The organism is Tolypothrix bouteillei VB521301 (genome assembly GCF_000760695.4).
Taxonomy (GTDB): Bacteria; Cyanobacteriota; Cyanobacteriia; order Cyanobacteriales; family Nostocaceae; genus Scytonema; species Scytonema bouteillei_A.
On the sequence record NZ_JHEG04000001.1, the window covers coordinates 3385560 to 3408918 of the forward strand.

Consider the following 23359-nt stretch of genomic DNA (forward strand, 5'->3'; position numbering starts at 1 on the left):
AATTCAGCAGTATGGTCCCTCCCCAAATCACCATTCCCGGTTATCAAGTGAGCGAACAGATCTACAACGGTTCAAGAACCCTGGTTTATAGAGGCTATCGAGAAACCGATTTTTTACCTGTAGTCATTAAACTGCTGAAAAATCCCTATCCTAGTTTTAACGAACTATTGCAGTTTCGCAATCAGTACGCTATTGCCAAAAATCTCAACTCACCTTCTATTGTCCAAACCTACAGTCTGGAGGTGTATCAAAATGGCTATGCTTTGGTGATGGAAGATTTTGGTGGAATTTCCTTACACGAATGGAGTGAAAATGGGAAAACTCAACCCTCTCTGAAGGAGTTTTTACACATTGCGATCGCTTTGTGCAATGCCTTAGATACCCTTTATCACCAACGAATTATTCATAAAGACATCAAACCTAGCAATATTTTAATTAATCCCGAAACCAAACAAGTTAAATTAATTGACTTTAGTATTGCATCCTTACTGCCCAAAGAAAAGCAATCGTTCATCAGTCTTAACGTACTAGAAGGGACGCTTGCTTATATTTCCCCCGAGCAAACCGGACGGATGAATCGGGGTATTGACTACCGCAGCGATTTTTATTCTTTAGGTGTGACGTTTTATGAACTTTTAACAGGACAACTCCCCTTTACCACAACTGAACCAATGGAGTTGGTTTACTGTCATATTGCAGTGCAACCACCCGTCGCTCATAACTTTAATAGTGATATTCCACCTATTGTTTCTGAAATCATCGCTAAGTTAATGGCGAAAAATGCGGAGGATCGCTATCAGAGTGCTTTGGGGCTAAAATATGACCTAGAACTCTGTCGAGAACGATGCCAAGAAAAGGGGAATTGCGCTGGGTTTACTTTGGGAGAACGAGACATCTGCGATCGCTTCAATATTCCAGAGTGTCTTTACGGTAGAGACGTTGAAATCGCAGAGTTACTGAGCGCTTTTAATCGCGTCAGTGAAGGTAGATCGGAACTGATGCTGGTTGCTGGCTTTTCCGGTATTGGCAAAACAGCAGTTGTCAATGAAGTGCATAAACCAATTGTTCGGCAAAAAGGTTACTTCATTAAAGGCAAATACGACCAATTCAACCGCAATATTCCTCTATCCGCCTTTGTGCAAGCTTTGCGGGATTTAATAAGACAGTTGCTCTGTGAAGATGATGACCGACTGGTGGAGTGGCAAAGGAATATCAAAACAGCACTGGGAGAAAATGCTCAGATCGTTATTGAGGTGATTCCTGAGTTAGAGCAGATTGTCGGACGACAACCTCCTGTTCCAATACTATCAGGTAGCGCTGCACAAAACCGCTTCAATATGATTTTTCAAAAGTTCATTCAGGTGTTCGCCACACAAACACATCCTTTGGTCATATTTTTGGACGATTTGCAATGGGCAGATTTAGCTTCGTTAAATCTCATGCAGGTGTTGATGAGCCAGAATGAGGGCGGCTATCTGCTGTTGATTGGCGCGTATCGCAATAATGAAGTTTCTCCAGTTCACCCATTAATGTTAATCCTAGAAGAACTTAAGAAAGCTAACGTTACAGTAAATAATATAACGCTAGCTGCCTTGAATCTACAGAGTTTGAATGCGCTAGTTGCCGATACTTTGCTATGTGGAGGATCTGTTGCTCAACCTTTAAGCAAGTTGGTTTATCAAAAGACAAAAGGGAATCCTTTTTTCAGCAGGCAGTTTCTCAAGGCATTGTATGAAGATGGGTGGATTGGGTTCGATGCTCAACTTGGATATTGGCAGTGCGATCTTGCAAAAGTGAGATCCCTCTCACTGACTGATGACGTAGTAGAATTTATGGCAATGCAGTTGCAGAAGTTGCCACCTACTACCCAAAACCTTCTGAAACTTGCAGCTTGTATTGGCAATCAGTTTGATTTAGCAACTCTCGCAATTGTTTCCGAACAAACGGAACTCGACGTCGCAACAGTGTTATGGAAGGCACTACAGGAAGGCTTGGTGATTCCCCAAAATCAAGTGTATAAATTTTATCAAAATTTTTCAGGGGTTGTAGGTGAGTTGTCATTAGAAAACAACGAACAAAGGACTTTTGGCAAAGAACACTTCACACTTTCCTACAAATTTCTCCACGATCGCGTCCAACAAGCAGCGTATTCTTTGATTCCCAGCCATGAGAAACAACCCATTCACCTAAAAATTGGACAGTTGCTTCTCAACAAGATACCAGTTGCTAAGCGGGAGGAACGGGTTTTTGAAATTGTGGGTCAACTTAACATGGCAGTTGAGTTAATTACCCAATTGACAGAACGAGAAACCCTAGCACGATTTAATTGGATGGCAAGTTGCAAGGCAAAAGCTGCCACCGCCTATACAGCAGCACTTAAGTATGCTCGTACAGGTATCGATTTGCTAGATGAAAATTCTTGGCAAAATCAATATGAGTTAACCCTGGCGTTGCATCAAGTTGCTGTAGAAACTGCTTATCTCAGTGGCGATTTCGATCAAATGGAAACTTTTGCCAATGATGTTTTCAATTATGCAAAGACTCCTTTAGATCGAGTTAGTGTGATTGAGGTAAAAATTGATGCTCTCATTGCTCTTGGAAAATATGCAGATGCGATCGCAGTGGCACGCGATCTCTTGCACCAATTAGGAGTAGAAATTCCTACAGCAACTGAAGAAAATGTTGCAGTTGCTTTTGAATCTGTCTCCAATGCCATAGGCGAGCGGCTACCTTCCGAACTACTAGATCTACCAGAAAATACTGACAAAAATATTTTATCAGTTGCTCGCATTTTAACAAGAGTAGCATCCGCAGCTTACGTGTCCGAGCCACTATTATATACACTTATAGTCTTAAAAAAGGTTTATCTATCAGTTGTTTATGGTAATGAGCCAACCTCAACCTTTGGTTATGTCAGCTATGGCATATTAATGTGTGGTGCAATTAAAAATTTTGAATTGGGTTATGAATTTGGTCAGTTAGCCCTCACTCTGCTATCGCGCACGCAAAATTTAGAACTTAAAGCGAAAACATTATGCCTGGTTAATGCGTTCACGCAGCATTGGAAGGTGCATCTGCGGAAAACCTTACACCCCTTACAAATAGCTTATTCTAGCGGTTTAGATGTGGGAGATCTGACTTTTGCTGGCTACTCCATTTACGCCTACGGATTTTACTCCTATTTTGCTGGGAACAACTTAACCCAACTGGAGTTGGAAATTGCTAAATACTCTCAAACGCTCAAGCAAAGTGAAATGTATTGCCAGTTGCTGCGACAAATTCTGCTCAATCTCACAGGACGTGCAGATAACCCGGTCATATTCAAGGGTATAGCCTGTGACGAAGAGCAGCAATTGTCATTTTATCAAGCAGGAGGCGATTGCAGTGGATTTGCTTTTTTTTGGATTCATAAAATGGTCTTGTGCTATCTGTTTTCTGACTTTGAACAAGCTGTAAATCATGGAAAACAGGCAAGACGGTATTTGGATGCCATCATTGGTTCCATGCACCCACCTATATTTCACTTCTATGAATCTTTAACGTACCTGGCATTGTTACCGCAACGCCCAGCCCCAGAACAACAGCAAATGGAGGAATGCATAACTGCTAATCAGGAAAAACTTCATGAATGGGCGGCTCATGCACCAATGAATTTTCAACATAAATACGAGCTAGTGGAAGCAGAGCGCTATCGGGTTTTGGGTCAGCGAGTGGAGGCAATTGAATACTACGATCGCGCCATTACTGGAGCAAAAGAGCATGAATACCTTCAGGAAGAAGGTCTTGCCAACGAACTAGCAGCTAAATTTTACCTCGACTGGGGCAAAGAAAAAGTCGCCGCTTGCTATTTGCAAGAAGCTTATTATTGCTACGCCCGTTGGGGAGCTAAAGCTAAAATCGCAGATTTAGAAACCCATTATCCCCAACTACTTGCGCCCATTCTTCAGCAAACCCGTTCTGCCTTGTCGGTGAATACAACCATAACTGTCGTGAGTTCGAGTGGTATCGGTTCGACGACTTCCACTAGCACCATTGCGGATGCACTCGATTTCGCTGCTATTCTCAAAGCCGGACAAGCCCTTTCTAGGGAGATTGAATTAGATAAACTCTTCTCAACTCTGTTGCAAGTCGTTATTACAAATGCTGGAGCGGATAAATGCGTGCTGCTCCTTTCGGAAGAAGGTTGCTTGATAGTTCAAGCTGTCGCCAAATTTGATTTTTGCCCGATCCTGCTCAACCCACATCCTCTGGAAGAAAGTCAGGATGTACCAGTCAGTCTTATCAACGCTGTCAAACGCAGTTTACAACCAGTGGTGGTTGTGGATGCGACAGTAGATCTTCAGTTTATCCAAGACTCCTACATTCAGCAACAACAGCCTAAGAGCATCTTGTGCAGTCCCATTTTGCATCAAGGCAAGTTGCTGGGTATTTTGTATCTGGAAAACAACTTGGTAACCGGAGCATTTACCCTCGCTCGTGTTGAACTGCTCAACTTAATTTGTGCTCAAGCCGCCATTTCTTTGGAAAACGCTCGACTGTATCAGAAAACTCTAACGTATGCCCAACAGCTCGAACAATCTCTCGAGCAGTTAAACGCCAGTCAGTCTCGCTTTCACAACCTTGTAGACAATGTTCCTGGTGTGGTTTATCAAAGCCGCCTGACTCCTGATGGTGATATGGCGCTGACTTATATCAGCGCGGACTGTTATGACTTGTACGAAATCACACCTGAGGAAGCCCTTAGCGATTTACGGCGTCTCATGGGACTGGTGCATCCAGAAGATACCTTTAGTTACCAGCGCTCCCTTTTAGAGTCTATTAAAACTCTCACACCCTGGCACTGGGAAGGACGAATCATTACGCCATCTGGAGCCGTCAAGTGGATTTGTGGCGAAGCTCGATTGGAACAACAGCTTGATGGGTGTTTGGTTTGGGACGGCTTGATCTTGGAAATCAGCGATCGCAAACGCGTTGAAGCCGAGCGCCAACAAAAATCTCTCGAGCTAGAAATCGCTTTACAAGAACTCCAACACGCGCAACTCCAGATCGTTCAAAACGAAAAGATGTCAGCACTGGGCAGTTTAGTCGCAGGTGTGGCTCATGAAATCAATAATCCTGTTGGTTTCATTGCTGGAAATTTGCAACCTGCACTCGATTATATCGAAGATACTTTTGGATTGATCGATCTGTATCAGCAGGAATATCCCAATCCAAGTACGGTGATTCAAAATAAGATAGCAGCGATTGAGTTTGAGTATATTCGTGAGGATTTACCCAAATTAATTGGCTCTATGAAATTGGGCGTGCAACGCATTCGCGATATTAGCACCAGTTTGCGAATTTTCTCCAGAGCGGATCGAGATTATAAGGTTCCGTTTCATCTTCACTCCGGTATTAATAGTACAATCTTGATTCTCAAACATCGCCTGAAAGCAAATGATACTCGTCCCGCCATTGAAGTTGTTACAGATTATGGCAATATCCCAGAAATTGAATGTTTCCCCGGACAGATCAATCAAGTTTTCATGAATATTCTAGCAAATGCTATTGATGCAATAGAAGAGTCATTTATCAATGGTCATGGGTTACCTGCAAACAGTAAAATTCCTACGATTGCAATTTGCACCTATTTGACAAGGAGTTCTAATGTTATGCCAATGACTCATGATGAAGAACAATTGACTCACGATCGCGTTGTAATTCAGATTCAAGATAATGGTATAGGGATGACAGAGGAGGTAAAACAGAAGATGTTCGACCATCTGTTTACCACTAAAGGTGTGGGGAAAGGAACTGGATTGGGGTTAGCGATCGCTCGCCAAATTGTGATAGAAAAACATGGTGGAACGATCGAAGTTAACTCAACTTTAGGTGAAGGCACTCAATTTGTCATTACACTTCCAGTCAAAGAGAATTCTTAACCGGAATGACTTATTATACTAGTACAGTTCGGCGTAAATAAAGCAACCATTAGTGACAGAGAAAAAGCTTACAGTTAAAGCTTTTGCGCCTTCTGCCACGCCACTTGCTGTAGCCTGTGAAACCCGTCCACCGCAGTGGCTCCTCTGCCATCGTACTTCTGCTTTCGTGTACTAGAAACTTGTGACGAAAAGCTCGATCCAAAATTGCCAGGGTCGAACGTGGTAAGGGTATGAATGAAGAAATTTAACAAAAAACATTCGACTCTTTAAATCAATAGCAACTCATCAGCAAAGTGTTGCACCAGAAATGATATTATTGCTCTAACGCTCCCCATACTGAGTTGGTGTCAAAGCATTTGACAGCACCAACAAGCCCTCGAAAGCTACTTACTAATAAATTATACTTATTAACTTAATATGGCAGACGATATACCTCAAGCAGGACAAAAAGCGCCTGATTTTTCTGCACCAGACCAAGATGGTCATCAAGTGAGTTTGGGTGATTTGTCCGGTCAGTGGATCGTTCTTTACTTCTACCCAAAAGATGACACCCCCGGTTGTACGACAGAAGCTAAAGACTTCACCGAGTTAAGTCAAGACTTTAGCAAATTGAATGCAAAAATTTTAGGTGTCAGTGTAGATTCCGAAAAAACTCACTGTAAATTTATCAACAAGTATAATTTGTCAATTACATTATTAAGTGACCCAGAGCATCAAGTTGCTGATGCTTATGGTGCATGGCGATTGAAAAAATTTATGGGTAAAGAGTATATGGGTGTGGAACGCTCAACTTTTCTGATTGCACCCAACCAAACCATTGCATATACCTGGCCAAAAGTCAAAGCTAAGGGTCATGCAGTAGCGGTACTGGCGCAATTACAAAAATTGGTAGACACGTAAAAATGAGCAAACCCGACGCGTCTGTCGTCAGGTTTGAAATTGATATGTCAAGAAATGGATGAAGAAAAAGGATAAAGAATGAAATTTTTCGCTCCTTTATCCTTATGACTTCATACTTTTTGTTAATCCGTTTCCAAATGTGCTTGTGCTAAGAGCCTTTTGCCATGAATAACTGCCGCAATTGTTACAGTGTTACCTTGAATCTGATAAATAATTCGATAGGTGTAAGCAAACAGTTCTCTAATGCTACCGTCATTAAATTCCGGAACAATTGGTCCAGAAAGCGGGAGTTTGCTTAACTTACGAGAAGAATCAAGTATTCTCTGAACTACTGTGGCAGCATAGGAAGCGGAGTCACGAAATATGTATGCCGCGATCGCGTCTACATCGTCAAGCGCTTTGGGAGACCAAACTACTCGATAAGCCATTTACGTAAAAGCGCCTCGGCTTCCTCTTGAGAGATAGTGTCCTTACTGTCAGCTGCCAACAAACCCTGACGTACTTTTTCAAGTACGTATAGGTGATACTGAACATCCTCCACAGAACAATCGTCTGGTAGTTTGCTCAGCAGAGATTGGACTTTTTCCTTTGTAGTACTCATAGCATTTTTTTTAGTAAATTTATATGAATTATTTTTTAAGGGTAGGCAAAGAACCTACCCTTAATCTACATTCTGTTAAAAGTTTTCGTACTTCGCAATGGCATCCTTCATCTTGTCTAAGACCTCTGAGACAGGCATAGTACCTAATTCTCCAGAAGCCCTAGTACGGATACTGAGAGTATTACTTTCTACCTCTTTGGCTCCCACCACTGCCATGACGGGAATTTTTTCTTTCTCAGCATTGCGAATCAGTTTGCCAAGGCGATCGCCAGTGGTATCCACTTCTGCACGAATACCCAACATTCTCATTTTGGCTGCCACATCCTTTGCATAATCTAGCTGTCCTTCTCCTACTGGCAACAATCTTGCTTGTACTGGGGCTAACCACAAAGGAAAATCGCCTGCATACTCCTCAATTAAGATCCCAATCAACCGTTCTAAGGAACCGAAAGGAGCACGGTGAATCATAACTGGGCGTTTGCGGACTCCATCTTCTGCCACATATTCCAAATCAAACCTTTCTGGCAGATTGTAATCTACCTGTACCGTTCCCAACTGCCACTCTCGCTCCAACGCATCGCTAAAAATAAAGTCAAGCTTGGGACCGTAAAAAGCTGCTTCTCCAATTCCCAAGAAATGCTCCATCCCTAGCTGTTCGACCGCACGCTGAATAGCACCTTCTGCTTTTTCCCAAACATCATCCGAGCCAATATACTTATCGCTAGCCGGATCGCGAAAACTCAGTCTCGCTTTAAAGTTTTTGAGTTGCAGTTTGTTGAAAACAGATAAAATCAAATCCACAACATTGAGAAACTCACTATCTAACTGTTCTGGTGTGACAAATAAGTGAGAATCATCAACCGTGAAACCCCTTACCCTGGTCAAACCACCCAATTCCCCAGATTGCTCGTAACGGTAAACTGTCCCAAACTCTGCTAACCGCATGGGGAGTTCTCTATAGGAACGCAAATCGCTCTTATAGATTTGGATGTGAAACGGGCAATTCATTGGCTTGAGAACGAAACCTTGCTCTTGTTGTTCGGCTTCTTCATCCTCTGCCATCAAAGGAAACATATCTTCTTTATACTTCTGCCAGTGTCCGGAGGTTTTAAATAAGTCAACTCTGGCAATGTGAGGAGTCACGACTGGCAAATAGCCGCGTTTTAACTGTTCCTGTTTGAGGAAATCTTCTAGAAGACTCCTTAACAGAGTTCCTTTTGGAGTCCATAACGGTAATCCCGGTCCCACCAAGTCTGAAAAGATAAATAAGCCCAGTTCTTTACCCAGTCTTCGGTGATCTCGTCGCAGAGCTTCTTCCTTACGCCGTTTGTATTCGGCGAGTTGTTCTGGTGTTTCCCAAGCCGTTGCGTATATACGTTGTAACTGTGCTTTATTTTCATCTCCACGCCAATAAGCACCGGCTACGCTTTCCAATTCAATTGCTTTTGGGTTAAGCTCCTTTGTACTTTCCAAGTGAGGTCCGGCACACAAATCCCACCATTCATTTCCTAAATGGTAGATTGTAATTGGTTCCTCTTTAATATCTGCTAAGATTTCTAACTTATATGGTTCGTTAATTTCTTTAATACGGCGTTCGGCTTCTTCGCGGCTAACTTCTTCCCGAATGACTGGTAACTTTTTATTAATTAACTTAACCATTTCTTTGTAAATGGCTTTTAAATCCTGTTCTGAGAAGGGTTCGGGATTGTCAAAGTCATAGTAAAAGCCATTCTCAATCCAAGGACCGATGGTAACTTGCGCCTTGGGAAACAGCCTTTGTACAGCCATTGCCATAACGTGAGAAGCCGTGTGGCGAATTTTTTTTAGACTCTCTGACTCGCTAGTACGCGGCAAATATACTATTTTTTCTGGTGTTTCTAGTTGATTGGATGATTCTGGCGGCATCGGCTATAAAATAATTGGCGAAACGATTGAACTGTTAACTTATGAGTTAAATTTATAACAAATATTATTAATTATAATACACTTTTATTTTCATCTTGTCAGCTTTTATTTGTTGTCAGGGGGGAACCTTAGTATTTCAATATAACCATTTTTGAGTTCTTCCATTCATTGTTTAACAACTATTAAGTCATGCATATAATCCAACCCCATACAGTTGCTTTTCCCTCATAATTCTGATAATGGTGAAGTAAATGTTCCGGGCTGCCCAACATCAACACAGCCCCAACTAAGCTTACTCAAGTTAATAAGTATGCCGTGCATTATCTTGGATTGGTGAGCTTCCGAACTGAATATAACTAGTTAAATAGCTGTGGGTTGATTTTTACAAACCCAACTGCTTAATTTATTTCTAATAAAGACTTAGCATAATACTGTCAGTAATGACCCCGACTAATTTTAGATTTTCATAATATTTTACGCTCGCATTGCTCCTAGATGCATTCGTGTGGAATTTCGCAACTCATATCATCCCTCCTACCGTGTAGTAGCGGTTTACTGCTTGTGGTTCTAGTGAGTTTTGCGCGAGCTTACATAAGTTTAACTTAACTTATTGTTAACTAATAATTATAAGGTTACTTGTTGCCATATTTAGCGTTTTGGATTGATTTTCGGGGAGAAATGGCAGTTAGATGGTGAGTATTCCAATGAATGCACATTGCCCTCAGAATAAAATTCTAGGGTTATACGCCCTCCCTTGTTTACCAGTTCCCTGGGGGCGGGAAACCCGCCTACAGCAATGGTCTCACCACCTACTTTCCCTGGACTTACCATAAGGCAAGAACTTGATTGAAGCCTGCGTAGGCTGGCTTTGTTTGTGCAGCTGCGTTTCCAATCGTCGGCGTTTTTTCCCTCATTAGGATGCTCCCGCTAAATATGGCTGTTAGCTCCCCAAGTTCCTTAAAAAGCGGGGGAGCTAACTAACCCGTTACTCTAAGTTTTCTGAGAATTAGTATAATATTTTCAAAGTTTTCAAACCTTTAAAGAATCTATACTGTGTATTATTGAACATACGTATATGCGGCAATTGCTGGCAATCTCGCTTGGAGTATTGATGGTTTTTTTAAGATCCCTCTGCGGAATCTGTACAACCGCATTTAGGAATTTATATAATGGATAAAATGTAGCTAATGTTACAGATGCTGGAAAATTTCTGACTTATGAAAGAGATTTAAAAAATGTTAAGAATCTTAAATAGGGTTAATATTAGTATGAAAGTTAAGAATATGCTTCTCCTTTATGCAAGACTCTAATCTATCGGAATCAGAGTTGCTGAAAACGGTTTTGCAACCATTATTAGAAGATTTTCAGTATTGGTTTGCGAGATCGCGCAACTTTTTAGAAACAGAGCAGCTTTCATTTATGAGTCCAAACGAACAATCAGACTTACTAATGAGAGTCAAGCAAGCACAAGCGGAAGTAAACACGGCTAAGATGCTATTTACAGCAACAGACAGCAAGGTAGGAATTGATATGGCAACGCTAGTCCCTTGGCATCAATTAGTATCGCAATGCTGGAATGTAGCGATGCGCTTCCGTCAAATGCGAGATAATGAACAACAGAGAGACAGCATATAAGTCAAGATTCTTTAACATTTCCTAAGGGCAAGTGTATATTATGCTACCATTCTTTTTTCTGAGTTAAAAATTTTCATTTTATAAATACAGGCGCACCAACAGTGCGTTAAGCATTTGGTATCCTTTGGCATTCACTAACTGCATTTAAAAACTTTTCATTAAAATTAGCTACTTCTGGAGGAAAAACAATGTTGCACCTACTTTACATTTTTGCCTTTACTTTATTGGCTTTTATAGCAGTTGCAAATTTAATTCGCAATTTGATTTTATTTAGTTTTGATAGAGAGCGAGTGTATCCACCAAAATCTGTATCGTTAGGCGATCGCAACACTCACAAATCATTTACACCCCATCCAGAGTTACTGGATGCGTCTGGTAACTTAATTAGAGAACCATTGTTAGTTATGCGATCGATCAACGTTGAAGACGCCCGTCAAAAGCTCGATGCACTTTACGAAGCTTCTCCAGGACAAAAAATCGAGAAAGAAGAATAAATTATGAATTATGAAGTATGAATGATGAATTATAAATTTTTAAGAGTTTCATAATTCATCATTCATAAAGAATTATGAATTTTTAAGAGTTTCATAATTCATAATTTATCATTCATAATTCCTTAAGCTTCTATCACTACCCGAAGGTTACCGCGTTTTTTAGCAACGCGGCAAGCTGTTGTGCTTCCGGAACGCTCAAATTCTAGATCGAGAATTGTACCACCAACGCGCAAATTATGTAGGGACAGACGATTTATCGACTCCGGTAAGGCAGGGTCGATAATTCGCAAGCAATTGTTGGGAGCATCTGGCACTAGGTTAACTATCATTTGCAGCAGTTGGAAAATGCTGCCTGTAGCCCAAGCCTGAGGCGTACAAGCAACAGGATACTGCACGGGGGCATTATCGCCATTGCGTTCGTAGCCGCAGAATAATTCTGGAGGACGACCGTAGGGCTGCTGATTAGTCATGTCGAATAAGCCCTCAAAAAGTTCCAAGGCTTGGTCGATCAAACCGAGGGAACGCAAACCCATAGCAATGAGGGAATTATCGTGAGGCCAAACTGAACCAATGTGATATCCCATGGGATTGTAAGCAGGTGATAAACTGCTTAGGGTACGAATACCCCAACCGTTGAACATATCCGGTCCGCGCAATCGTTCGGCAACGCTGTAAGCTTTTTCTGGGGTAAATATTCCTAAATGCAGACAGTGACCGGGATTGGATGTAATGCTATCTACGCGATCGCCATCGCCATCCAAAGCCAAGGCGCAAAAATCTTGGTCTTCCATCCAAAAGTCTCTGTTGAAGCGAAGCTTCAAATTTCTGGCTTCTTCCGTCCATCGATCTGACAAATCAATGCGCTTCTTCATTCTAGCGATTTCTGCCAAGCGTAATTTGGCAGCATAAACGTAAGCTTGTACTTCACACAGGGCAATTGGTCCGTTAGCCAACTCTCCTTTGCGGTTAACAATACAATCTCCAGAATCTTTCCACCCTTGGTTGGCAAGCCCCTTTTTAGATTTACGGTAGTAGCTGAGGTAACCCGTGTTTTTCATACTGCGGTCAATCCATTCCATTGCCGCTAGTGCATTAGACCAGAGATGTTCTAAAGTCTCTCCATCATGAGTCCAGGCATAATACTCAGCATATAGCATCAGCCACAAGGGAGTGGCATCTACCGTACCGTAGTAAGGTGTATGAGGTATTTCCTGACAGCGTGCAAGTTCCCCAAACCGCAACTCGTGCAACATCTTACCCGGTTCTTCGTCTCGGCGATCGTTCTCTACTTTGCCTTGGTAATTCGCCAGTATGTATAGAGTTTCCTTGGCAATCTGAGGATTTAGCATCAAAGTTTGAGAAGCCGTAATGATGGAGTCTCTGCCAAATAGTGCCGAAAACCAAGGAACTCCTGCGGAAACAGTCTTGTATTTACCAAAAGATTGGCGCAATAAATACATATCCTGTTCGGCACGCTCAATAATTCGATTAAAATAGCTTTTATCCGAGCGAATTTGTGTAATTTGGTGTACCCAGTTTTGCTCTTCCATCAACTCAGAAGCTTTTGCTTGTCCTAAGGTGATAGCAGCACTGACTGTAGAGCTCGATTGGTTGTTGGTTAATAAATTCACTCGATAACCCAACTTTTGGGTTTCGTGGGAAGCCAATTCCAATCTCCAAATAGCCGTATATCCTTTAAAATAGTCTGGTTGCCGATACTGAAATTGAATGCGGGATTCCATCACCAAACCATCAAGACCTTGATAGGCAAGTGAAATTGATTGTTCCTTATGCGTTGGATTTTGAGTTTGTGCCAGAACTCCTTCAAGGGAGGACGTTTCCTCTGGCGCTTCCTCTACCTGCCGCAAAAGTTTACCCCGATTGTCCCGGCTATAGCCACGGACTTCAAATAGATCGGCAAAATCTGCTTCAAAACTGATGCTAAGTTCAAAAGAAATGGAAGTTGTGCTATAATTTGAGACTTCCAATTCTTCAAAGAGAGCACCATTCAGTACAAATTCCCGACGAATACCCAATGTATCTGGCCTCAGGCGTTCGTCTATTCTGGGGTTGGTACATAAAACCGATAGTGAAAATCCTTTGTCAGCCGTACTGCTTAGGAGTATGGGTGAATGCCCTTCAATTTGCAACTCCAAACGACTGAGGAATCGCGTATCACTGCAAAACAAGCCCAAACTCGGACCGTCATTTAACCCGCAACCAGAGACATTTCCGAGAGTGTCTGTTATAAAAAATAAATCATCGTCTTTAACCGTCAATGTTGGCTGCGGTTTTTCACTGATTACGCAGGGCCACTCTGAAATAGGTACTTGGTCAGCAGGAACAAAGGTTTTTCCGTCCAGAACAATTTTCTCCGGGGTCATGAGGGTATCCGGTGTCATCAGCTAATATCCGTGTGTACAGGTCTACTTGTTTTTCTCAATCGCATCAGCGTCAACAGGAAAAAAGACGCCAATCCAAAATGATTTGAGCCACTGAGCCAAAATAATAATCGCATACCGCTGGTTATAGGGTCTGGATCTAACTCACGACATCAAATTTTTATCTAAGAAAGGCAGATAGCAGATGGCAGAAGGAAAATTTTCAGGTTTTCATTCAGGATTGAGCCATCTATACACTCTGCACATTTGGGATTTTACAGTTCCAAAGTAAAGGGGGCGAGAAATCCCCCTTTAATTCCCTTGCGCCCGAGTAGCGAGCGTTTGGGGCTGCTTTCTTCAAAAGTCAGTCGGCACAATAAAACATAACTATGTTAACTTATGTTAAGAGCCTTAAAGCCCAGTAACTACTAACTAGTAACCACTAACAGACCCAACAGATAAATGGGAATATGCGTTAAAATAGACTCAAACATAACAATTTTATCCATATAAGCGTAGATTTGAACTTTTCTCTAACCTATTTCTAACAGATTAAATAGATTTTTTTGGAAAGTTTTAAAAAAGAATAAAGATATTTTTAAGCAACAAAATTGTTGGCTCAATTACATACTTTAATATTTGAAATACGCGTGGGGCGATCGCTACACACTGTATCTCAATAACACATTACCGTCGTTTAACCTCTTGCGACTACCTAAAGTCGATCTTGGTGAACTATATTAGATTATGCAAGTCAGCTATTATTAAAACTTCCCAACATTAGCCGATGGATAACGAAAACGTACCATGGCTGTGGTGTGTGTGTTCTTTAGACCTCGAAGACTCACTTCCCATGCCTCACTGCCAACTCCTCATTTTTTAGTGGAGAGGAGTTTCACAATTCTTTACATATTGCAACCATTTTATTAACTAAAGAGTACGTTGTAATTTGTACAATGCAGCTGTGACAAGGATTTTATCTGAGATTGTGGCTACCAAAAGACATTGATGAGCATTCCGACTTCCATGCTGAGTGAATTGCTACAGGCTCTACCCTACCTGCGGCCCCAGATATATTTTAAAGCTTCGTTAACAGCGCTCTCCCATGCGATGGAAGATCAAGTTTTGGCTGCGACTTTAGAGCAGCCTTTAGTGATCGCAAGCTTTCAGAGAGAGCGATTTTACCGCCAAGAAGCTCATCGGTATCAGAGGCTAGCTCAGCGGAGCAATCAAATATACGTACTATCAGCACCAGAAACGGACTTCACCAATAGTTCCGAGTACTATGAAAAAATTGCCTTTGAACCAGAAGATGCGTTGAGTCAAGAGTGGCATTTAGTAGTCATAGCTCAAAACTACGCGACTTGTTTGGTTTGTCGGGAAAGCGTTGGATCTATAACCAAAAACAACAAACTGCGAGAGACAAATCCTTCTCTGGACATGGATACAGCGCGGAGGTTTGAAGGAATTTGGACAGCAGAACGAGGTGTGAGTCTCAAAGCAGCTGGCTTGCTACTGAATAGAATTTTGGAATACAGACCGGAACTGTCTGACAAAATTGAACAAGCACGTCAAAGGTTTGGGTTGTCCGAGAACAACAGCGAAGTCACATCAGCATACAGTAATGAATATGCTTGTAACATCGATACTGACCCCTTTGTTCAACGCTTGGTGACTTATTTACAAGCAAGTCAGTATAAATTACACAAAGCTTATCGTTCCATTTCAGCCCAAGCACGAAAAGAGCGTTTGGTAAATTCTATTGGTACGGCTATCAGGCGATCGCTCAATCCTCAAGAAATTCTCAAAGTCGCAGCTCAAGAACTCGGACAGAATTTAGAAGCTTGCCGCTGTTTAATTTACCGCGCTCAAGCAACAGATGTCCAAGCCAAAATAGAACACGAGTTTTTAAGCCCTGGAGTCCCATCTCTTCTAGGAAAACCTTGGCCTTTAGAAAACAACCTCCTGTTTCGAGAAGTTGTATTGCAAAACGATGGTGTTTGTGTTATGGATACTCGAACGGATTCTTACATCAGTAGTTCCAAAGCACTGACAAAACTTGTTAAAAAGCACGGAATTCTGTCTTGGCTGATGGAACCGGTATTCTACCAGGGGCGGTTGTTAGGTATTGTTGAGCTGCATTATTGTAAAGAAAATATACACGATTGGCAAACTGGGGATTTTGATTTAGTAGAAGCGATCGCCACACAAGTAGGAGTTGCGCTCATCCAAGCAGAAGCATACGCGAACTTAGAAGAACTGAACCAGCAATTAGAAGCCCTCGATCGCACGCGCAGTAATTTGATCGCAATTACCGGTCACGAACTCCGGACTCCCCTCTCTACAATACAAGTGTGTTTGGAAAGCCTTGCTACTGAACCAGATATGCCCTTAGAGTTGCGACAGGTAATGCTCAACACAGCGCTTTCTGACTCAGAAAGAATGCGAAAACTGATACAAGATTTCCTAACGCTTTCAAATTTAGAAAGCGGAAGAGTAGAATGGCATCCCGAATCACTCACCTTACAGGAGTGCGTGGATTTATCCCTAAGCCGCATACAAAGTCGCTTTGACAAAGAAAATATCCCCACAATCAAAACTCAGATTGCACAAAACCTACCCCTAGTGAAAGCTGACGGTGATTGGCTAGTAGAAGTTTTAGCAAAACTCATAGACAATGCGTGTAAATTTACACCTGTAGACGGAACCATCACAGTCAAGGCGGAGCGCAACAATCAAAAAATGGTTGAGGTCACAGTAGCGGATACCGGGCGGGGAATTGAACCGAATCGCTTAGAAATCGTATTTGACCGCTTTTACCAAGAAGAAGGAGCACTGCGGCGTACCACAGGTGGAACCGGGCTTGGATTAGCAATTTGTCGTCAAATTGTCAATGGTTGGGGAGGAGAAATTTGGGCTGAATCCGGCGGCAAAAACAAAGGCAGTCAGTTTCACTTTACCATACCCATTATTGAGAACAGCCAAGAGCAAAAACCTTCAAAAGTCAAGAGTAAATAATTGAAGAGCCATTAGCCATTAGCCATTAGCAATTACCAAAAACTGTTACAGTCTATGACGTAATCGCAATATAAGGCTAGCTGCGGTGATAGTATGCCCTAAAAACGTTGAGAGAGAACTCTATGGCGGAAACACTTTCTGGACAAACTCCCGTTTTTGGTGGTCACACTGGCGGCTTGCTTAAAAAAGCAGAAACAGAGGAAAAGTATGCTATTACTTGGACTAGCCCCAAGCAACAGCCCTTTGAACTACCCACTGGTGGTACTGCTATCATGCGCCAAGGAGAAAACTTGCTATACTTGGCTCGCAAAGAGTATGGCGTCTATCTGGGCGGTCAAGTACTCCGGAAGTTGAAAATCACAGATTACAAAGTTTATCGGATCTTCCCCAACGGAGAAATTCAGTACATTCACCCAGCTGATGGTGTCTTTCCAGAAAAAGTCAACCAAGGTCGTGAAAAAGTTCGTTATAACGACCGTAGAATCGGTGAAAATCCAAGCCCCGCTCAAGTTAAATTTAGCGGTACGGCTACCTATGATGCTCCCAATTCATAGTTAATTGTTAGTGGTTAGTGGTTGGTCGTTAGTAGTTGGTCGTTGGTCGTTATTAGTAACAATCAATCGTTAACTACAGCCACCAGTTACTAACCACTAACCACTCACCACTCACCACCAACCCATCGTGATGATTTTCCCAGAATTCTCCGAGTTTTCTGAATTAGCTAAAGAGGGCAATTTTGTTCCAGTCTACCAAGAATGGGTCGCGGACCTCGATACACCCGTGTCTGCTTGGTACAAAGTCTGCGCGGGTCAACCTTTTAGCTTTTTACTAGAATCTGTTGAAGGTGGAGAAAAACTGGGACGGTATAGCTTTGTGGGTTGCGATCCGTTATGGGTTTTAGAAGCTAGAGGAGATTTCGTCACTCAAACACACCGCAATGGGTCTCAGCAAGTCTATGAAGGTGACCCCTTTACAACTTTGCAAGCTTGCTTGGAACCTTATAAACCAGTGAAATTACCTCAATTACCTCCAGGGATTGGGGGTTTATTCGGTTTTTGGGGCTATGAATTGATTCATTGGATAGAACCGCGAGTCCCAATTCATCCACAAGATGAACGAAATATTCCAGATGGATTGTGGATGCAAGTGGACAGCTTGTTAATTTTTGACCAAGTCAAGCGGAAAATTTGGGCGATCGCATATGTTGACTTGCGCGATGTAGAGACTCAGAAGGGGAAGCCATTAGAACAGGCTTATCAAAAAGCATGCGATCGCGTAACTCACATGGTAAGCAAGCTTTCTTTACCTCTATCCCCACAAAAAACTATTCTAGAATGGACGCCACCAGAAACAAACAAAGCGCGGAAAGGAAAGGGAATAGAGGACTACAAGAGTAACTTTACGCGATCGAGCTTTTGTGCCAGTGTTGAGAAAGCAAAAGAGTACATCAAAGCAGGAGATATCTTTCAGGTTGTTATTTCCCAACGATTGACAACGGAATATACGGGAGATCCCTTTTCTCTATACCGATCGCTCAGGCAAATCAATCCTTCGCCTTACATGACGTATTTTAACTTTCAGGATTGGCAAATTATCGGCTCTAGCCCGGAAGTCATGGTCAAAGCAGAACTGGATGCAGAAGGACAGGCGATCGCAACAGTACGTCCCATTGCAGGAACGCGTCCGCGAGGGAAAACTCCCCAAGAAGACGCCGCAAATGCTCTTGACTTACTCCAAGACCCCAAGGAAATTGCAGAACACGTCATGCTTGTCGATTTGGGACGAAATGATTTGGGGCGAGTTTGTCAAAGTGGAACTGTGAGAGTTGATGAACTGATGGTCGTTGAACGTTACTCTCATGTAATGCATATTGTGAGTAATGTTGTGGGTAAACTTGGAGCGGGAAAAACAGCATGGGATTTACTGAAAGCGTGCTTTCCTGCGGGAACAGTGAGTGGCGCACCCAAAATTCGAGCCATGGAAATTATTTATGAGTTGGAACCGAGCCGTCGCGGTGTTTACTCTGGTGTTTACGGGTACTATGATTTTGAAGGGCAATTGAATAGTGCGATCGCAATTCGGACAATGGTAGTTCGGAATAATATGGTAAGCGTGCAAGCAGGTGCGGGTTTGGTGGCTGATTCCGATCCGGAAAAAGAATATGAGGAAACATTGAATAAGTCTAGAGGTCTTTTAGAAGCCATTCGCTGTTTGCGATAATCCTAAGGATTTGGGAACTGCAAATGAAAGCCGATAAACGCTGATGAGTTGTACCTCATTCACTTTGTCATCTGTTATTTTATATTTTGCACCTCTCCGTACAAATGCAACTAAAACAAAAAGATGCGCGATTGAGCTACCTAATTTTTCTTAGCTTTTATCGCTAAATCATTAGTTTGAGTGGCTTATTCCGGTTAGTTATATATTAGATCGCGTTTGTCAACCAATTGTTTGAAACCCTGAAAATCTCATAGAACAGATTTTGGAGTCAAGAAATTAACAATATGCTTTTGAGAAATATTATTCAGAACATTTTTCTAGCCTGTCGAGTATCGATTCTAGTTCCTGTCATGTGTTTATTATTGTCAGGGTTTGCACTCTTAGTATACGGGGCTGCTCAAACTGTCATAACGATAAGTCTCGCGCTCCGAGTCGGTAATTTATCTGGCAAAGAAGCAAAGATCATGATTATATCGTTTATCGAAATCATTGATGTGTTTCTCCTTGCTACAGTTTTCTACATCGCAGCATTGGGACTTTATGAACTGTTTATTGACAACCGCGTCAAAGTTCCCACCTGGTTGGAGATTCGTAGCATTGATGACCTTAAAAATAAGCTCGCCAGTGTTGTGGTAGTAATTTTAGGTGTTGTGTTCCTCGGACAAGCAGTAAGGTGGGAGAGTGGAAGAGAAATATTGCCCTTTGGATTGAGTGTTGCCTTAGTAATTGCAACATTAACCTATTTTCTAGGCGAAAAAACTAAAAGCGAACAAATGAAAAAACTTCTTAGCAGTAAAGGAACAAAAAACTTAATTTACCCTAACTTAGAAAATCAAGTGGAGGGTGCCAATAACAAAGAGGAACACTAAACTCTGAAAAACAAATCATATCCAGAAATGTTGAATGCTGGTACAAAAATTTACATTTTAGGTAACACTAAGCTCAAAAGCTAAAATTAATCAACAAAACATAATCTCTTCAAACCAATGCACATAACTAAATTTCTGACACATACAAGATTGTAAATAGCGAAGTTTATCTAATAATGTATGACCCCATTATTGGGGAATAGATAAAATCTGTAAAATTAAATAAGCAATGAGACAGGCATAAATTTGTAGAGTGATACCATTGACATTTTTAGTAATTAACTTATCGAGTTTTAAGTGCATCTTTAAAACTTTCCATAAAAGTTCAACTCCCCAACGTAATCGATAAATCTCTCTAATTTCATCATCAGAAACAGCAGCCTCGCCCGACGCAGGTAAATTAGTGACTAAGCGAAACTCAGTTTTCGTTTCTAAATCACAAAAATTGACAACTCTATAGGTTTGTGCATTCTCAGATGTACCCGCTTTGACTAAGGAACTCAACTCATCAAATTCTAATTTCCAATTGTTTTTTCTTCTTAGCTTAATAAAATCCAATACGCTCTTTTTTTAACTTAATAATGAAAATTTTGTTTATATATCCTGTTAAGTAATTTGATTGTCTCGGGAGTTAAATCTTTAATAAATCGCATTTTTTTCACCTGATTCAAGTAATTGATGGCTAGCGACCTTTAGCTAAATCTGCATAGAGGACAATTTCCACACCCAGAAAGATTAAAAGCGTCATTTCTACCAAGACCAGAAGTACGATTGGCCAATTTGCTTGTGGTACTAGCCACCAAAAAGCTACTAAACAAGACAGTCCTGAAGCCACAAAAGTAATTTCGTCAATAATTAATTGTTCTATCTTGCGTCGGCTGCGCCGCTTATCGCTTCTATGGGCTATTTCCCAACCAAATATAGATTCTATGTCAGAATGACCTGTATGTTCTTTAATTTTCTCTACTAGTGTTAAGCGAATATATCTACCGATTGCTGTAATTTTCTCATCATTAACAAGATAAGTCCAACCAAGGATAAGACAAACCCAAGGGATAACGAGGAGAGCATAATAATTACTTTTTCCAGATAGTGCGAAGGAGAGAATAGCACCAAAAACTCCTAACGTCACATAGAGCATATTATCGCGAAAACCAATTCGCTGAGCTTGCTCTTCTTTCAACTTTTCGTATTCATGAAGATAAACTTCAAGCATTTGTTTTTGCTCATCACGCATAAGGCATTTCCAATAAAGATGCTTCCTACATTTGCTGGCATTAGCAGTCTCACTTCTGTCAGCATCATCTCTTGACTAACTAAATTTTATCAATGAATCAAGTTTAACTGCTTAGGATAGTTAACTATCTATTGATTAAGTTCTTTAATCAAATCATTACGTCCTATTACCTCTAAAGCAGTTTTCAATTCAGAAAGTTTATTTCGCTGCTCCAACCACTCCCAAACGCCTTGCGGTTCTCTTCCTCTATTAAAAACAGCGCGTTGATGAGGTGGAATATCAAAATAGTCTGCTAACTCCTGCCAATCATGGACTAGTCTTTGACAAATAATCATCTTAATCTGGCCAAGTGAGCGTTTGTTAACTTTCTCAACAGATTGAAGAGGTTTTTGGCTGTTTAAAGGCTCTAGTCTCAACTTACTTTCAAAAGGTGCTGATTTCAGTAACTCCATAACAAACGCTGCAGCAGCATCGGCAGCGTATTCCTGCCAAGCATCATTTTTTGAACCATCAGCCCAATCACACATTCCTTTAACAAGGAAAAATCCTGGTAAAAAATTACTTTCATAAGCAGCAAGAGCTACACCTGCCCCTTCCATTTCAATCCCGACAAGCTTTGACCAATCACTCTGTAGCTCATTAATTAATGAAGGATCGGTAATAACCTTTTCGCCAGATGCAACTACCCCAAAATGTACCTGAGGTATCACCCTTCCTGTAGTACCATCAGGTCGTGAAGTCTTTACAGACATAACCCAGTTCTGTATCGGCAAACTCTTGGCCGCCTCCAATAAAACCTTACCTGGACGATAGACTTCATACCGTCGCTTAATTTCAGAGCCACCTTGCTCGTGTTGAGTTTGTTTACCCAACTCATAATAAACAATCTGTTCGCCTACTATAATATCGCCAAGATATCGACTGCTCTGCTTTTGAACGCCTCCTGCGATTCCAGCTAAAATTATGTGAGATGGGTTAAATTGAGTGATAGCTCTTTGAGTGATAACAGCAGCTTGAAGGTTACCCATTGAAGGTAAGCACAAAATTACTAATTGATAAACAGTGTCTATCTTCTGAGTTTTAAGGGCAGCTCTATAGAATGTTTGAGATGATGTTTGTACTTTTCGAGGAGAGTCTAAGTAGCGTAAAACTGCATCTTGTTCTTTTTGTAGAGCAGTTAATATAAGAACATCAGTAATAGTCTCAGCAGAGGTGCTTGAGATATCAGAATCTGTTATAAAAATTGGAGAAAATTTCTTCTCTGGTAACTTGTCAATGAAACCAAATTGTACATTATGAGTATCAGTGTTAGATGAAACACCTTGAGTAGGAGAGTTATTTAATGCTTTGATATCCTCAATTTGTGAAGTAAATTCAAAGTTATAACTTGGAGTTGGTTGTTCTTTTGTAAAATAAAGCTTTGATTCTTGAAATAATTTATTCTGCGAAGTAGCCTTCAATCGATATTTTTGTAAAACTTTTTTTAGTATAGAAACAACATTTGCATAGAGTTCGAGGACATATTGCTTTCTTGATGCGGATGTTTCTAAGTCAACTTCAGTATAAAAGTAGGCTTGCAAGTGCCAAAGCGATCTAAAAATATTAGGGTTTTTAATAGATAAATTCAGAAGTTTAAGATGATTAATTTTTAGATTTGTATCTTGATAAATTTGAACATAAAGTTCTTCTTCATCTTGAACTCGAGCTTTTTTAGTAGCAACCTCAATCATAATTGCTTGCAATTGAGAAATCCGCTTTTGGGTCTCTTCTATTTGTGATATTGTAAAAGTACTAATATCATTGCTTGGTAATATCTCTAACTGCTGTCTAGATAAAAACTCTTCAATCTGTCCAAAAAGGTTGAGATATATTTCATAAATATATCTAATACGTTGGTGTCGCCATGCAGAGCCATTAAGATGAGATAAGCAGTATTCATACAACTTGGTTAGAGAACTAAAAGGGTTTGGATTAGAAATTACTAACCCATTCTCTTGCATAACTTCAATGCTTAGCTCAACTTCTTGGTATAATTCAGCGTAATGCTCTTCTTCATAGATGTTAGAATTTCTAGTTGCAACAGTAATCATAATTGATTGTAGCCGCTCTATTTTTATTAAAAATTCTTTCAATTCTTCAGAATGCATGGCTTGCCTTCAAATAGTTTGCTAACTTCCT

The 23359-nt window shown here is 41.1% G+C and carries 14 protein-coding genes and 1 pseudogene; 8 read left to right on the forward strand and 7 right to left on the reverse strand.

The window, feature by feature from the left end:
• Positions 1-11 precede the first annotated feature (11 nt).
• Together HC643_RS13485 and bcp are read left to right on the forward strand one after the other, a co-directional pair.
• The gene (locus HC643_RS13485; RefSeq protein ID WP_050045756.1) at positions 12-5921 is read left to right on the forward strand and encodes a trifunctional serine/threonine-protein kinase/ATP-binding protein/sensor histidine kinase; all 5910 of its coding nucleotides are present in this window, start codon (positions 12-14) and stop codon (positions 5919-5921) included.
• A 417-nt stretch (positions 5922-6338) separates the two neighbouring features.
• The gene (gene bcp, locus HC643_RS13490; protein WP_038118505.1) at positions 6339-6821 is read left to right on the forward strand and encodes a thioredoxin-dependent thiol peroxidase; all 483 of its coding nucleotides are present in this window, start codon (positions 6339-6341) and stop codon (positions 6819-6821) included.
• Between the two features lie 122 nt (positions 6822-6943).
• Here the strand turns inward: bcp and HC643_RS13495 are convergent, their stop codons facing one another.
• From HC643_RS13495 to thrS, 3 genes are all read right to left on the reverse strand, one after another.
• Entirely contained in the window at positions 6944-7249 is a 306-nt protein-coding gene (locus HC643_RS13495; RefSeq protein ID WP_038072621.1) for a type II toxin-antitoxin system RelE/ParE family toxin, read from the reverse strand.
• On the reverse strand, positions 7234-7422 hold the full coding sequence (locus HC643_RS13500; protein WP_017744636.1) for a hypothetical protein: 189 nt from the start codon (positions 7420-7422) through the stop codon (positions 7234-7236). The genes HC643_RS13495 and HC643_RS13500 overlap by 16 nt, the downstream gene beginning before the upstream one ends.
• A gap of 75 nt (positions 7423-7497) precedes the next feature.
• Positions 7498-9327 carry a threonine--tRNA ligase gene (thrS, locus tag HC643_RS13505; protein ID WP_038072624.1) on the reverse strand — a complete coding sequence of 610 codons (1830 nt, stop codon included), beginning with the start codon at positions 9325-9327 and terminating at the stop codon, positions 7498-7500.
• Positions 9328-10623: 1296 nt separating this feature from the next.
• Between thrS and HC643_RS13510 the strand changes: the two genes are divergently transcribed.
• Both HC643_RS13510 and HC643_RS13515 read left to right on the forward strand, forming a co-directional pair.
• A complete protein-coding gene (locus HC643_RS13510) occupies positions 10624-10962 on the forward strand; it encodes a DUF2605 domain-containing protein (RefSeq protein ID WP_017744638.1) in 339 nt (112 codons plus the stop codon).
• A gap of 188 nt (positions 10963-11150) precedes the next feature.
• A complete protein-coding gene (locus HC643_RS13515) occupies positions 11151-11456 on the forward strand; it encodes a DUF2973 domain-containing protein (RefSeq protein ID WP_038072626.1) in 306 nt (101 codons plus the stop codon).
• A gap of 122 nt (positions 11457-11578) precedes the next feature.
• Here HC643_RS13515 and HC643_RS13520 read toward each other — a convergent pair whose 3' ends face one another.
• Complete coding sequence (locus HC643_RS13520; RefSeq protein ID WP_038072628.1) at positions 11579-13858, reverse strand: amylo-alpha-1,6-glucosidase; 2280 nt, start codon at positions 13856-13858, stop codon at positions 11579-11581.
• Between the two features lie 987 nt (positions 13859-14845).
• On the opposite strand from HC643_RS13520, the gene HC643_RS13525 reads away from it, so the two are divergent.
• The 4 genes from HC643_RS13525 (at position 14846) to HC643_RS13540 (ending at position 19944) form a co-directional block, all read left to right on the forward strand.
• Positions 14846-16855: a DICT sensory domain-containing protein gene (locus tag HC643_RS13525; RefSeq protein WP_038072630.1), complete on the forward strand. Its 2010-nt coding sequence runs from the start codon at positions 14846-14848 to the stop codon at positions 16853-16855.
• 122 nt (positions 16856-16977) lie between these two features.
• Positions 16978-17409, forward strand: a complete 432-nt coding sequence (locus HC643_RS13530; protein ID WP_038072633.1) for a photosystem I reaction center subunit II PsaD — start codon at positions 16978-16980, stop codon at positions 17407-17409.
• 130 nt (positions 17410-17539) lie between these two features.
• Positions 17540-19075, forward strand: a complete 1536-nt coding sequence (trpE, locus tag HC643_RS13535) for an anthranilate synthase component I (protein WP_038072634.1) — start codon at positions 17540-17542, stop codon at positions 19073-19075.
• A 284-nt stretch (positions 19076-19359) separates the two neighbouring features.
• Entirely contained in the window at positions 19360-19944 is a 585-nt protein-coding gene (locus HC643_RS13540; RefSeq protein WP_082051700.1) for a YqhA family protein, read from the forward strand.
• A 90-nt stretch (positions 19945-20034) separates the two neighbouring features.
• Here HC643_RS13540 and HC643_RS13545 read toward each other — a convergent pair.
• From HC643_RS13545 to HC643_RS13555, 3 genes and pseudogenes are all read right to left on the reverse strand, one after another.
• Positions 20035-20496, reverse strand: a pseudogene (locus HC643_RS13545) (transposase); the annotation flags it as partial.
• Between the two features lie 130 nt (positions 20497-20626).
• Positions 20627-21181: a hypothetical protein gene (locus HC643_RS13550; protein ID WP_038072635.1), complete on the reverse strand. Its 555-nt coding sequence runs from the start codon at positions 21179-21181 to the stop codon at positions 20627-20629.
• A 128-nt stretch (positions 21182-21309) separates the two neighbouring features.
• A complete protein-coding gene (locus tag HC643_RS13555; RefSeq protein ID WP_038072636.1) occupies positions 21310-23328 on the reverse strand; it encodes a phosphorylase family protein in 2019 nt (672 codons plus the stop codon).
• Positions 23329-23359 lie beyond the last annotated feature (31 nt).